Raw genomic sequence first — 13,040 nt, forward strand, 5'->3', positions numbered from 1 at the left:
GGTTGTAAGGCATCAAGGCAACTCCAACCCCCCCGAAGCCTTGTGCAATTTACGCAGATGCTCCCCAATCTGCTTCACGTTGGCTTCATTGGCCGCCATTTCCGCAGCGCGTTCCGGTTCGAGCAGCGCGCGCACTTCCTTGTCCAGATCCCCGCTCAGTGCCTGCAGCTGTTTCTGGCGCAGGCTGCTTTCCGATTCCAGGCGTTGCCATTCATTCGGTTGCGGCAAGCCATAGCCGCCGCTGCCGAGCAGTTCTGCCGGGCGACTGAGGAAGCCGCTGTTGGCGAGAATTTCCTGCAAGGTTTTGTTGGCCCTGTCCATGCCGCCGTGTTGCAGTTCCCGGGCGCCCAGGTAGCGTTGCTTCACTTCGTCCTGGGCCAGCACCAATTGTTGGCGGAAGCTGGCTTGTTCGAGCAGGAGTAACGCGGCGCTAGTGCGCAGGTCTGCCTGATCGAACCATTGGCGGCGCTGTTCGGCTTTCAGTGACAGCCAGTCCTCGACCTTTTCCTGCTTGATCGGCAAGTGTTTCTTCAGCACTTCGAACATTGCTTGGTAGCGCTCGCGGAAGGAGTCGAAGCGGTAACCCAGGCGCAGTGCTTCACGGGGATCATCCAGCACGCTGGTGTCCGCCAGGCCGCGCCCCTTGAGTACTTCGAGCAGGCCGTTGGGCATGATGCTGTCCAGCCCCACCAGTTTCGAATTGTTGGTGCCGCTGCGCAGCAGTTTCAGGCCTTCTACGGCGCAGTTGTTTGAAAGGAAGAAGTAGTTGCCGTCGTAACTCCAGTGCATCTCGGCGGCGTGTTCCACCACCTCATCAATCTCGTTGCGCGACAGGTTCAGCGGCACGGAAGCCAGGCTGCGCAATTCGGTCTTGGTGTATTCATCGATCACCTGAGCCAATGGCAGCACAAACAGGCGTGACGGGTATTTACCCACCAGCCCATCCCAGCTCGACAGTTGCACGTCGCCGACGAAGGCGCGGTAGGACAGCACCAGATGTTGGTCCAGGTCCAGCCGACAGTCCGGCCCGCGCGGGCGACCGGGCGCACAGATCACCAGGCGCAACATGCTGTGGCCCCAGCGGCTGACCCAGTTCTGGTTGGCTTCGGCCAGCAGGTAGTCGACGGCATACACCCGCTCGGGGTCGACCTGACCCAGTGGCGTCTTGGCAAAGTCATTGCCGGCGTTAAGGAAGGCGTAGGTCTTGCCGCAGGTGTCTTTGGCGGCGGGCGCCCAGCCGAAGTGCTCCTGGTAGTAGCGGTACAGGGCAGGGCGGCGGCAGGCGTAGCCGGGGTCGAGGAGGAAGTACTCCATGTTGACCGCGACGAACTCTTTGGGGCTGCTGGTCTCGTAGATGTCCGGGCTGCGCGCGATCTGCCGGTTGTACTGTTCGCGCTCACCGCGACGGCCTACGTATTGCGGCCAGCCGGCAAGGTCGAGCAGGCGTGGATCGTCACTGAGGGTAAAGCGGCGGCCGGACTGGCCACGGCATTGGTCGGGAATGCCGATCAGGCCTGAGCTGTTGTCCTGGCGGGTGCAGCGTTGGATCAACGTGCGCTCCGCCTGTGGCCACAGGCGGGAACGGTCATAGATGTGGGTCAGTTCGTGCAACACCGTGGCGAGCATTTCCCGGCGCACGGTGCCATGGGGGCGATAGGTTTTTTTGGTCGCGGCGCTGCCGTCCGTGAGGCTGGCCAGCAGTTTGCGATTCAGATCGAGTTCGGACACCAGCGATGCCTGCCCATAGGCGTTACCGGGCATGTCATCGGTCCAGCCGACGTCGATGCGCCGGTCCAGTTGCTCGATAAAGCGCGGCGGTAGCGCCTGCATGGCTTCATCGAGCAAAGCCTGGCTGGCTTGCTGTTGTGCGGGACTCAAGCCTTCGGTCTTGAGGTGTAATTCAAGGCCGGCGTGGGCGCTGCTGCCCAATAGCAACAGCGCCCCGGCCATCAGCCAGGTTGCTGGAAACTTCACAGTGCGAGGATGGCTTCGGCGAGGACCTGATCACTGGCGTCACGGGCTTCCGGTACGCGGGTGCGCAGCATGTCGAAGGCGGCTTCCAGGTGCGCACCGCGAATATCGCCATTGGTTGCGACGAAACTGGCGGCGTCGTCATGGGCTTCACGGACGATTTTCGAATCGCGGATCGACGTGGTGGTGTCGGAGGTGAAATCCAGTGTGCGCTCGGTGGCACGGATGAGGATGTTACTGGTGGCAACCAGGGTATGGGCCTGGGCCATATCGGCCAACAACAGCAGGCCAAGGGTGGCGGCAATTAGCGGGCTACGCATGGAACGACTCCGGAGAAACTAAGGATAACTATTGGACGAGAATTGCCTGTGCCAGTTCAAGATCGCTGGCATGAAGTTTTGGCTGGGTCTGACGCAGATAACGCAGGGCCGACTCCAGTTGTGCACCTCTCAGTTGGCCGTCGCTGGCAATGAATGCCGCGGCGTCATCCTGGGCGGCAAGCAGCAGTTTATGGTCGAAGGGGGCGGAGGTCACCATGCTTGTGGCGTAACCGCTGGCCACGATGCCTTGGGTCGACAGGTTAAAAGCGTCGAAGGCGCAGGCTGAACCTGAATAATTGGCCGCAAGAAAGGCTGAAGTGAGTAACAGATTTGAAAGAAAACGCATGAGACTCGACGGTTGAAGGCGAGTCCCAAGGCTAGCGCAATGCCCGGTCTAGAGCCAGCGCCGAAACACGGGGACACGTCGGGCGTGTCCCATGCCAGGGAAGGCGCTTAGATCGCGAGGATCGCCTGCGCCAGTTGTGCATCGGATGCGTTCAGCTGTGGTGCTTGATGGCGAATGTGATCGAGGGCGCTTTCCAGTTTTACACCGCGAATGTTGCCTTCACTGGCAACGAAGCTGGCGGCGTCATCACGGGCGGCGAGTACGATCTTGTCATCGCGGAAGGATGAGGTGACGTCCGAGGTCGCGTCGGAGGTGGCTTTGAGTGCACCGACGACGGCATCGGTGGTCACGATGAAGCTGGTGGCGTGGGCATTGGCAGCCACGGCAAGCAGGGCTGCAGCGCTGAGCAGGCGAAGACGGGACATGGTGTAACTCCTTTGGGTAAACCGATTGAAAGGTGGCGCAGTGTCCAAAGAGTCAGACGTTAGACGCTCGGTATTCGCCACGTTCTGGATTGATAGTAGGCCCGTGCGCGATGTTGCGACAATCTGAACGTGTTGCGATCTGCAAGAAGCCGTATGGATGAAATACTATCGATGTAACTGTACTGGTCAATTTTATTCCTGTATTAACTGTACTTGTTGTCTTTTTTTGCCCCTGAAACGACAAAACCCGACGTGGTTTCCCACGTCGGGTTTTGCTTGTTCAATTCAGGTTGCTGGCGGTGGACCCTGTGGGTCAGAGCCAGCGACGCTCACTTAGCGCCAGAACGGCTTGCTCAGCTCTTCGTAGCGTTGTGCTTCGCTAATCCCGGCGTCAGCCAGCAGACGCGAATCCAGACGAGCCAGTTGGTGGCGGCTGGAGATGCGGCGCTGCCACAGCATCAGGTTGGCGATAACGCGCAGAGGCATGGAAGCCTGGGTTTTTGCAGCGGTGTTTTCGAAGAACAGATCGGAACTGAGTGTACGTTCCATGGTTTTCATCCTTCCGCTTGTGGCGGGATTAGGTAGTGGTTTAACTGGTGCCCATGATCCTCCCGTTTGCCTAGTCTCTGTAGATACAGTTCACCTGTATTGTGAGAGCTCAGTTAACTGTTTATAGGGGGTGTACTGGTCTAAATTGAGGCAACTGTACCTATCTGCACTGTTATGGTGCGTTTTTACTGGTTTCGCGTCAAGTTGTAGGGTTTTTCTGTAGGAAATGACCGGTACAGCAGTACAGTTTTTGACGAGTTGTGGCTTCGCAATAGCGGGCTGGCGAAACTGTGTTTGCGCCAGCGGCTATCTGTATCAATTACACAGCGAGCATTCGACCGGTGTCTTCCAGGTTCATGTGCCAACTCAGGGCATCGCGCAGGATATGCGGGGTGTGTCCGCCGAGGGCGCAAGCAGCATTGAAGTAGTCATTCAATGCCTGGCGGTAGTCGGGGTGCACGCAGTTGTCGATGATGACGCGGGCGCGTTCCCGAGGCGCCAGGCCACGCAGGTCGGCCAGGCCGATTTCGGTGACAAGGATGTCGACGTCATGCTCGGTATGGTCAACGTGGCTGACCATCGGCACCACGCTGGAAATCGCACCGTCCTTGGCGATCGACTTGGTCACGAACACCGCAAGATGGGCATTGCGCGCGAAGTCGCCGGAACCGCCAATACCATTCATCATCCGCGTGCCGCAGACGTGGGTGGAGTTGACGTTGCCATAAATGTCGAACTCCAGCGCCGTGTTGATGCCAATGATGCCGAGGCGGCGGACCACTTCGGGATGGTTGGAAATCTCCTGTGGGCGCAGCACCAGTTTGTCCTTATAGCGCTCCAGGTTGCCGAAAACATCGGCGTTGCGACGGCTGGACAGCGTGATCGAGCTTCCCGAAGCAAAGCTCAACTTGCCGGCGTCGATCAGGTCGAAGGTCGAGTCCTGTAGCACTTCGGAGTACATCGTCAGGTCTTCGAAGGGCGAGTCGATCAAGCCGCACATCACGGAGTTGGCGATAGTGCCGATCCCGGCCTGCAGCGGGCCGAGCTTGTTGGTCATGCGTCCGGCGTCGACTTCCTGCTTGAAGAAGCCGATCAGGTGATCGGCGATGGCCTGGGTGTCTACGTCCGGCGGCAATACAGTGGAGGGCGAGTCGGACTGGTTGGTGACCACGATCGCGACGATCTTTTCCGGCGGAATCGGGATGGCGGTGCTGCCAATGCGATCGTCGACCTTGACCAGCGGAATCGGTGTACGGGTCGGACGATAGGTCGGGATATAAATGTCGTGCAGACCTTCGAGGTTCGGGTTGTGCGCGAGATTGATCTCGACGATCACATGTTTGGCGAAGATCGCGAAGCTGGCGGAGTTGCCCACGGAAGTGGTCGGCACGATATGGCCTTGTTCGGTGATGGCGACGGCTTCGATCACCGCGATATCCGGCAGCTTCAATTGCTGGTTGCGCAGTTGCTCGACGGTTTCCGAGAGGTGCTGGTCGATGAACATCACGTCCCCGGCGTTGATCGCCTTGCGCAGTGTGCTGTCCACCTGGAATGGCATGCGTCGTGACAATACGCCGGCTTCGGTGAGCTGTTTGTCGAGGTCGTTGCCCAGGCTGGCGCCGGTCATGAGGCTGATCTTCAGCGGCGTGACCTTGGCCCGCTCGGCCAGTGCATGGGGTACGGCCTTGGCTTCGCCGGCGCGGGTGAAGCCGCTCATGCCGACGGTCATGCCGTCCTCAATCAAGGCAGCAGCCTCGGCGGCACTCATCACTTTATCCAACAACGAAGGCAGGCGAATTCGGTCACGGTACATGGATTGTTATCTCGGGCAACGGGTACAGGAAGCGCAGTCTATTGAATTTCACCGGTCCCTGTCCCGCTACCAAGGTCGCAAAAGAGGCGTCTATTCCGGGCCTTTAAAGCAAAACACCGTTACCGGATCAGTAACAAAGCGGTGGTTTGTCCGACGATTCGCGCAAACAAAAACGCCCCGACAAGTCGGGGCGTTTTGTGGTGCCGGCGAAGGTTATTCGACAGCCTTGACCATGTCCTCGATGACTTTTTTCGCGTCACCGAACACCATCATGGTTTTGTCCAGGTAGAACAATTCGTTGTCCAGGCCGGCATAGCCGCTGGCCATCGAGCGCTTGTTGACGATGATGGTCTTGGCCTTGAACGCTTCGAGAATCGGCATGCCGGCAATCGGCGATTTCGGATCGTTCTTGGCGGCCGGGTTAACCACGTCGTTGGCGCCCAACACCAGGACCACGTCGGCCTGACCGAACTCGGAGTTGATGTCGTCCATCTCGAACACCTGGTCGTAAGGCACTTCAGCCTCGGCCAGCAGTACGTTCATGTGGCCAGGCATACGACCGGCAACCGGGTGGATCGCGTACTTCACGGTCACGCCGCGATGGGTCAGCTTCTCGGTCAGTTCCTTCAGTGCATGTTGCGCCCGCGCTACCGCCAGGCCGTAGCCCGGAACGATGATCACGGTGTCGGCGTTGGTCAGCAGGAAGGTCGCGTCGTCAGCCGAACCGGATTTCACCGGGCGGGCTTCTTTCGAACCCGCAGGGCCGGCCGCATCCGCGGTGTTGCCGAAACCACCGAGCAATACGTTGAAGAATGAGCGGTTCATCGCCTTGCACATGATGTACGAGAGAATCGCACCGCTTGAGCCTACCAGGGAGCCGGCGATGATCAGCATCGAGTTATTCAGCGAGAAGCCGATACCCGCTGCTGCCCAGCCGGAGTAGCTGTTGAGCATGGACACGACGACCGGCATGTCGGCGCCGCCAATCGGGATGATGATCAGCACGCCGAGCACGAAGGCCAGCGCCAGCATCACGCCGAAAGCGGTGTAGTTGCCGGTGAGCATGAACGTCACGCCCAGTGCCAGTGTGGCCAGACCCAGCAGCAGGTTCAGCTTGTGCTGGCCGGAGAACTGTACTGGTGCGCCCTGGAACAGGCGGAACTTGTATTTGCCCGCCAGCTTGCCGAAGGCAATGACCGAACCGGAGAAAGTGATCGCACCGATGGCAGCGCCGAGGAACAGCTCCAGACGGTTACCGGCCGGGATCGCATCGCCGAGGTTCTGGACGATGCCCAGCGACTGCGGTTCGACCACGGCGGCCACGGCGATGAACACCGCTGCCAGGCCGATCATGCTGTGCATGAAGGCGACCAGCTCAGGCATCTTGGTCATTTCAACGCGTTTGGCCATGATCGAGCCGGCAGTGCCGCCGATCAGCAAGCCAACGATCACGTAGACGATGCCGTCATGGGCCAGTTCAGCCCCCAGCTTGTAGATCAGGCCGACCGTGGTGAGGATCGCCAGGCCCATGCCGAGCATGCCAAACAGGTTGCCGCGACGCGACGTGGTGGGGTGCGAGAGTCCCTTGAGCGCCTGGATGAAGCAGACCGAGGCGATCAAATACAGGGAAGTAACCAGGTTCATGCTCATGCTTGCTGCACCTCAGCCTTGACTGCTTCGGCCTTGGCTGCCGGAGCTTTCGCTGGCGCCGCTTTCTTCTTGAACATTTCCAGCATGCGCCGGGTCACCAGGAAGCCACCAAACACGTTGACCGCGGCCAGGGCCACGGCCAGGGTGCCCATGGTCTTGCCCAGCGGGGTCACGGTGAGGGCCGCGGCGAGCATGGCGCCGACGATCACGATGGCCGAGATGGCGTTGGTGACAGCCATCAGTGGAGTGTGCAGTGCAGGCGTCACGTTCCAGACCACGTGGTAGCCGACATAGATAGCCAGCACAAAGATGATCAGGTTGTAGATACCGTGAGAGATCAGCATGTCTTCCATTGTTTTTATCCTCAGCCGTTCTTGCGCACGATCTGGCCGTCGCGGCACATCAGGCACGCGGCGACGATATCGTCTTCAAGGTTGATCACCAGTTGTCCTTCTTTATCGAACAACAGTTTCATGAAGTCCAGCAGGTTGCGTGCATACAACGCCGAGGCGTCGGCTGCGACCGCGGCCGCCAGATTGGTGGGGCCAACAATGGTCACGCCATTTTCGATCACCACCTGATCAGCCACGGTCAGCGGGCAGTTACCGCCTTGGGCCGCCGCCAGATCGATGACTACCGAGCCCGGTTTCATTTGCGCCACGGTTTCCGCGCTCAATAGCGTCGGAGCCTTGCGGCCTGGAATCAGTGCGGTGGTGATAACAATGTCAGCCTGTTTGGCGCGTTCGTGCACAGCCACAGCCTGACGCTGCATCCAGCTGGCCGGCATTGGGCGCGCGTAGCCGCCGACACCAACGGCACATTCGCGCTCTTCATCGGTCTCGTAAGGCACGTCGACGAACTTGGCGCCGAGGGATTCGATCTGTTCTTTAACCGCAGGGCGCACGTCGGATGCTTCGATCACCGCTCCCAGGCGTTTCGCCGTGGCGATGGCCTGCAGTCCGGCGACGCCGGCGCCGAGAATCAGCACGCGCGCCGCTTTCACGGTGCCCGCAGCGGTCATCAGCATCGGCATGAAGCGCGGATAGTGGTGAGCAGCCAGCAACACGGCTTTATAGCCGGCGATGTTGGCTTGCGAGGACAGCACATCCAGGCTCTGGGCACGGGAGGTGCGTGGCGCAGCTTCCAGCGCAAACGCGGTAATGCCGCACTCGGCCATTTTGGCGATGGTTTCGTTACTGAACGGATTGAGCATCCCCACCACAATGGTGCCGCTTTTTATCAGCGCAAGTTCGCTGTCAGTGGGGGCCACGACCTTCAGAATCAGCTCTGCACCAAACGCGTCACCGGCGCTGCCAATAGTTGCGCCTGCGGCTTCATAGGCACTGTCGACAACGCTGGCATTGACGCCGGCGCCGCTTTGTACAGTGACCTTATGACCCTGGCCGATCAGCTTCTTAATGGTTTCAGGGGTTGCAGCAACCCGTGTTTCACCGGTCTGGGTTTCGAGAGGAACACCAATGTGCACGTCAAATCTCCTGCGTGATCTTATTGAGTAAACCCATGCACTACGGATGGTGCGGCTGGGGCGGCCGATCAGCACGACCCCGCCAAATCAGGGCGGGGCGCGGCATTTTGCAGGCGAACTTTGTGCCCTTCAAGGGATTATGACGCGTGACGGAAAATTAACTACAAGTCACCCCGTGACCGAATGTCGCATCGATTAGGCGCAGTCCCATGTAATGCGTGCCTTTCAGAGCGTTTTTCTTGAATTTGAGAATTTTCACATAGGCCATATGAATGTTCCTGCATTGCTTCGAAATAGCGGCGCAAAGCCATATGTTCAGGCACTTGTGGGACGTTTGTACTGCTTTCGGTACAGTCTTCGAATATGCGACAAATAGTTATATCTGTAGGGTTTTTATTTTGCTGACTACTGGGTCAGCTATCGTCTGTAAGCCTTTATCCTTCGAGGCTGTAGCTGTGCGCCTGATTGACCAGCCAATCTCTGAATGCCCTTAAAGACGCCGATTCGACCTTTCGCTCAGGAATCATCAGGTAATAAGCCTTGATGCTTGAGAGTGCCTGGGGGTTGGCAATGACCAGGCGCTTCTCGGCTAATTCACGCTGAATCAGGAAGGGTGGAATCAAGGCGATGCCCATGTCGTGCATGGCCGCTTGGGCCAGCATGGAGAATAGCTCGTAGCGCGGTCCTGTCATGTCCCGAGGGACATTCAGTCGCTGAGAGTTAAACCAATGTCGCCAGGCGTAGGGGCGGGTGGTCTGTTGCAAAAGGGGGAGTTCAGCGATTTCACCTGCGGACAGGTGCGTGTTTTCCCCCATCAGGTTCGGGCTGCAAACGGGAAGCGGGTGTTCATCCATCAAGCGGTGGGACTGCGTACCGGACCAGTCCGCATCGCCGAAGTAAATCGCTGCGTCGAAGTCCGTATCGGCGAACAGGAAGGGGCGCGTGCGGTTGGTCAGGTTGACCGTCACTTCCGGGTGTTTTTGCTGGAAGTCCTTGAGTCGAGGCAGCAGCCACTGGGTACCGAACGTCGGAACTACGGCCAGCTCGATCACGTTTGCGCCTTGCTGCCCCATCACAGACAGCGTGTCGCGTTCGACCGCGTCGAGCTGGGTGGCGACCCGGCGACTGTAGGAGAGACCGGCTTCTGTCAGTTTCACTCCGCGTCGTGAGCGTCGGAACAGCTCAACGTTGAGAAACTCCTCAAGGCTGGCGATCTGTCGGCAAATCGCGCCTTGGGTCAGTGAAAGTTCCTGTGCCGCCTTGGTAAAGCTCTCATGGCGTGCGGCCGCCTCAAAGCTGATCAGGGCGGTCGTGCTGGGTATCTTCCTGCGCATGTACGTCAACCTCACTAATACATCGCACAATTTGCCGTTTGCGACGTTTCGGAGTGAGAAATTAGCACAACAGTATGCGAAATCCTCGTTTGCCGAGACGACGAACCCGGCCTAGGATCAGTCCACGTTTATTTCACCCGTTTCGAGAGGAAACACCCATGGCCGGTAAAGCAAGCTTCAACTGGATCGATCCCCTGCTGCTGGACCAGCAGCTCACCGAAGAAGAGCGCATGATCCGCGACACCGCCGCGCAGTTCGCCCAGCAAAGCCTCGCACCGCGCATTCTCGAAGCGTTCCGTCATGAAAAGACCGACCCGGCGATCTTCCGCGAGATGGGGGAAGTGGGTCTGTTGGGGGCGACCATTCCGGAGCAGTACGGTGGCAGCGGCCTGAACTATGTCAGCTACGGCTTGATTGCTCGTGAGGTCGAGCGTATCGACTCCGGCTATCGCTCGATGATGAGTGTGCAGTCTTCGCTGGTGATGGTGCCGATCAATGAGTTCGGTACCGAGGCGCAAAAACAGAAGTACCTGCCGAAGCTGGCCTCGGGTGAGTGGATCGGCTGCTTCGGTCTGACCGAGCCTAACCACGGTTCCGACCCGGGCGCGATGATTACCCGTGCACGCAAAGTGGAAGGCGGCTACAGCCTGACCGGCAGCAAGATGTGGATTACCAATAGTCCGATCGCCGATGTGTTTGTGGTCTGGGGCAAAGACGACGCGGGCGATATCCGTGGGTTCGTTCTGGAAAAAGGCTGGAAAGGCCTGAGCGCTCCGGCGATTCACGGCAAAGTCGGCCTGCGCGCATCGATCACCGGAGAGATCGTCATGGACAACGTGTTTGTCCCTGAAGAGAACATTTTCCCGGATGTCCGTGGCTTGAAAGGTCCTTTCACTTGCCTCAACTCGGCACGTTACGGCATTTCCTGGGGGGCGTTGGGTGCTGCCGAGTTCTGCTGGCACACCGCTCGCCAGTACACACTGGATCGTCAGCAGTTCGGCCGCCCATTGGCTGCCACACAGTTGATCCAGAAGAAGCTGGCCGACATGCAGACCGAAATCACTATGGCTCTGCAAGGCTGCCTGCGTCTGGGGCGCATGAAGGATGAAGGTACCGCAGCGGTTGAAATCACTTCGATGATGAAGCGCAATTCTTGTGGCAAGTCTCTGGACATTGCGCGCATGGCCCGCGACATGCTGGGCGGCAACGGTATCTCCGACGAGTTCGGCGTCGCGCGTCATCTGGTCAACCTGGAAGTGGTGAATACCTATGAAGGTACACACGACGTCCACGCGCTGATCCTCGGTCGTGCGCAGACCGGCATCCAGGCGTTCTATTAATAGGAGAATGGCATGGGCGCGCTTTCACATCTACGGGTACTGGATTTATCGCGGGTGCTGGCCGGGCCGTGGGCTGGACAGATCCTGGCCGACCTTGGCGCTGAAGTGATCAAGGTCGAGCGCCCGGGCAATGGTGATGACACGCGCGCCTGGGGTCCGCCATTCCTTAAAGACGCTTATGGCGAGAACACTAGCGAGGCTGCCTATTACTTGTCGGCCAATCGCAACAAGCAATCGGTGACTATCGACTTCACGCGCCCAGAGGGGCAGAAGCTGGTGCGAGATCTGGCGGCGAAGTCGGACATCCTGATCGAGAACTTCAAGGTCGGTGGTCTGGCCGCTTACGGCCTGGACTACGAATCGCTGAAGGCTATCAATCCGGACCTGATTTATTGCTCGATCACCGGTTTCGGTCAAACCGGTCCTTATGCCAAGCGTGCGGGTTATGACTTCATGATCCAGGGGCTGGGCGGCCTCATGAGCCTGACGGGGCGACCCGAGGGGGATGAGGGGGCGGGGCCGGTGAAGGTGGGTGTGGCGCTGACAGATATTTTGACCGGGCTCTATTCGACGGTCGCGATCCTGGCGGCGCTTGCGCATCGTGATCATGACGGTGGTGGTCAGCATATTGATATGGCGTTGCTGGATGTTCAGGTGGCGTGCCTGGCTAACCAGGCGATGAACTATCTGACGACAGGCAATGCGCCCAAACGCTTGGGGAATGCTCATCCGAACATCGTGCCTTATCAGGATTTTCCTACGGCGGATGGCGACTTCATCTTAACCGTGGGTAATGACGGGCAGTTCCGCAAATTCGCGGAGGTCGCCGGGCAGCCTCAGTGGGCGGATGATCCGCGCTTCGCAACCAACAAGCAGCGGGTAGTGAATAGGGCGGTCCTCATTCCACTGATCCGCCAGGCCACTGTATTTAAGACCACTGCAGAATGGGTGGCGCAGCTGGAGCAGGCGGGGGTTCCTTGTGGGCCTATTAATGATCTTGCACAGATGTTTGCCGATCCTCAGGTCAAGGCCCGCGGGTTAGCGATTGAGTTGCCGCATGCGTTGGCCGGGATAGTGCCGCAGGTGGCGAGCCCGATTCGTTTGTCGGAGACGCCGGTGGAGTACCGTCGTGCACCTCCTTTGTTGGGAGAGCATACGTTTGAGGTTCTACAGCGGGTGCTGGGGCTGGATGCTGGTACCGTGGCTAACTTCAAAGAGTCCGGCGTGCTCTAAGGATTTCCCTCTATATAGAAGAGTGGCTTGCTCCTTCCAGGTGTGGGTGGAGCGGGCTCATTTCCTACCTCTCGTAACTTATTGAAAGAAAACTGAAATTAACGGTTGACGGCAGATCTGAGGTGTCTATAATTCGCCCCACTTCCGGCGCAGTCGAAACGGAAAACTCCTTGGTAAACAATGAGTTACGCAGTTTTCGGCAGCAGGTTGCTTCAGGTCATCGAAGCTGAAAGGAAGTTGAAAAAGAGGTGTTGACAGCAGCGAGTAACGCTGTAGAATTCGCCTCCCGCTGACGAGAGATCGAAAGCGCAAGTGGTTGAAGTTGTTAAGGAAAGCCTTGAAAACTTCTGAAATAACCGCTTGACAGCAAATGAGGCTGCTGTAGAATGCGCGCCTCGGTTGAGACGAAAGCTCTTAACCAACCGCTCTTTAACAACTGAATCAAGCAATTCGTGTGGGTGCTTGTGGTATTAGACTGCTAGTCAACAGATTATCAGCATCACAAGTTACTCCGCGAGAAATCAAAGATGTAACCAACGATTGCTGAGCCAAGTTTAGGGTTTTCTCAAAACC

Annotated in this window: 12 protein-coding genes; 2 read left to right on the plus strand and 10 right to left on the minus strand. The window is 58.4% G+C overall.

The features are described from left to right. Positions 1-12: 12 nt before the first annotated feature. The 10 genes from AC07ZE_RS01280 to AC07ZE_RS01325 all read right to left on the minus strand — a co-directional run bounded on the left by AC07ZE_RS01280 (position 13) and on the right by AC07ZE_RS01325 (position 9,894). Positions 13-1,950 (minus strand): DUF7844 domain-containing protein, encoded by a 1,938-nt coding sequence (locus tag AC07ZE_RS01280; RefSeq protein WP_219739457.1) that lies wholly within the window; start codon positions 1,948-1,950, stop codon positions 13-15. A gap of 20 nt (positions 1,951-1,970) precedes the next feature. Beyond that, positions 1,971-2,291, minus strand: a complete 321-nt coding sequence (locus AC07ZE_RS01285; protein ID WP_095194636.1) for a DUF2388 domain-containing protein — start codon at positions 2,289-2,291, stop codon at positions 1,971-1,973. A gap of 28 nt (positions 2,292-2,319) precedes the next feature. Continuing rightward, positions 2,320-2,637: a DUF2388 domain-containing protein gene (locus AC07ZE_RS01290; protein WP_207260235.1), complete on the minus strand. Its 318-nt coding sequence runs from the start codon at positions 2,635-2,637 to the stop codon at positions 2,320-2,322. Positions 2,638-2,744: 107 nt separating this feature from the next. Beyond that, the gene (locus AC07ZE_RS01295) at positions 2,745-3,062 is read right to left on the minus strand and encodes a DUF2388 domain-containing protein (RefSeq protein ID WP_095194638.1); all 318 of its coding nucleotides are present in this window, start codon (positions 3,060-3,062) and stop codon (positions 2,745-2,747) included. Between the two features lie 333 nt (positions 3,063-3,395). Then, a complete protein-coding gene (locus AC07ZE_RS01300; RefSeq protein WP_028619839.1) occupies positions 3,396-3,611 on the minus strand; it encodes a DUF1127 domain-containing protein in 216 nt (71 codons plus the stop codon). Positions 3,612-3,930: 319 nt separating this feature from the next. Beyond that, positions 3,931-5,424 carry a succinyl-CoA:acetate CoA-transferase ScpC gene (gene scpC, locus AC07ZE_RS01305; protein WP_207260237.1) on the minus strand — a complete coding sequence of 498 codons (1,494 nt, stop codon included), beginning with the start codon at positions 5,422-5,424 and terminating at the stop codon, positions 3,931-3,933. Between the two features lie 213 nt (positions 5,425-5,637). Further along, on the minus strand, positions 5,638-7,074 hold the full coding sequence (locus tag AC07ZE_RS01310) for an NAD(P)(+) transhydrogenase (Re/Si-specific) subunit beta (protein WP_207260238.1): 1,437 nt from the start codon (positions 7,072-7,074) through the stop codon (positions 5,638-5,640). Further along, complete coding sequence (locus tag AC07ZE_RS01315) at positions 7,071-7,427, minus strand: NAD(P) transhydrogenase subunit alpha part 2 (RefSeq protein WP_007992881.1); 357 nt, start codon at positions 7,425-7,427, stop codon at positions 7,071-7,073. Before AC07ZE_RS01315 ends, AC07ZE_RS01310 begins: the two co-directional genes overlap by 4 nt. Before the next feature lie 11 nt (positions 7,428-7,438). Further along, positions 7,439-8,560, minus strand: a complete 1,122-nt coding sequence (locus tag AC07ZE_RS01320; RefSeq protein WP_137806640.1) for a Re/Si-specific NAD(P)(+) transhydrogenase subunit alpha — start codon at positions 8,558-8,560, stop codon at positions 7,439-7,441. 434 nt (positions 8,561-8,994) lie between these two features. Then, entirely contained in the window at positions 8,995-9,894 is a 900-nt protein-coding gene (locus AC07ZE_RS01325) for a LysR family transcriptional regulator (RefSeq protein ID WP_207267740.1), read from the minus strand. A gap of 158 nt (positions 9,895-10,052) precedes the next feature. Here AC07ZE_RS01325 and AC07ZE_RS01330 point away from each other — a divergent pair, with 158 nt between their 5' ends. Continuing rightward, a complete protein-coding gene (locus tag AC07ZE_RS01330; RefSeq protein WP_077047085.1) occupies positions 10,053-11,234 on the plus strand; it encodes an acyl-CoA dehydrogenase in 1,182 nt (393 codons plus the stop codon). Positions 11,235-11,246: 12 nt separating this feature from the next. Then, entirely contained in the window at positions 11,247-12,467 is a 1,221-nt protein-coding gene (locus AC07ZE_RS01335) for a CaiB/BaiF CoA transferase family protein (RefSeq protein ID WP_207260239.1), read from the plus strand. Positions 12,468-13,040: the final 573 nt, after the last annotated feature.

The organism is Pseudomonas sp. GW101-3H06 (assembly GCF_059424605.1).

What these genes read in the sequence shown, in the direction of transcription:
- AC07ZE_RS01295 (WP_095194638.1), bottom strand. Translation starts at nt 3,062, where the DNA reads ATGTCCCGTCTTCGCCTGCTCAGCGCTGCAGCCCTGCTTGCCGTGGCT.
- AC07ZE_RS01310 (WP_207260238.1), bottom strand. Translation starts at nt 7,074, where the DNA reads ATGAGCATGAACCTGGTTACTTCCCTGTATTTGATCGCCTCGGTCTGC.
- AC07ZE_RS01335 (WP_207260239.1), top strand. Translation starts at nt 11,247, where the DNA reads ATGGGCGCGCTTTCACATCTACGGGTACTGGATTTATCGCGGGTGCTG.
- AC07ZE_RS01315 (WP_007992881.1), bottom strand. Translation starts at nt 7,427, where the DNA reads ATGGAAGACATGCTGATCTCTCACGGTATCTACAACCTGATCATCTTT.
- AC07ZE_RS01330 (WP_077047085.1), top strand. Translation starts at nt 10,053, where the DNA reads ATGGCCGGTAAAGCAAGCTTCAACTGGATCGATCCCCTGCTGCTGGAC.
- AC07ZE_RS01280 (WP_219739457.1), bottom strand. Translation starts at nt 1,950, where the DNA reads ATGGCCGGGGCGCTGTTGCTATTGGGCAGCAGCGCCCACGCCGGCCTT.
- AC07ZE_RS01285 (WP_095194636.1), bottom strand. Translation starts at nt 2,291, where the DNA reads ATGCGTAGCCCGCTAATTGCCGCCACCCTTGGCCTGCTGTTGTTGGCC.
- AC07ZE_RS01300 (WP_028619839.1), bottom strand. Translation starts at nt 3,611, where the DNA reads ATGGAACGTACACTCAGTTCCGATCTGTTCTTCGAAAACACCGCTGCA.
- AC07ZE_RS01325 (WP_207267740.1), bottom strand. Translation starts at nt 9,894, where the DNA reads ATGCGCAGGAAGATACCCAGCACGACCGCCCTGATCAGCTTTGAGGCG.
- AC07ZE_RS01290 (WP_207260235.1), bottom strand. Translation starts at nt 2,637, where the DNA reads ATGCGTTTTCTTTCAAATCTGTTACTCACTTCAGCCTTTCTTGCGGCC.
- scpC (WP_207260237.1), bottom strand. Translation starts at nt 5,424, where the DNA reads ATGTACCGTGACCGAATTCGCCTGCCTTCGTTGTTGGATAAAGTGATG.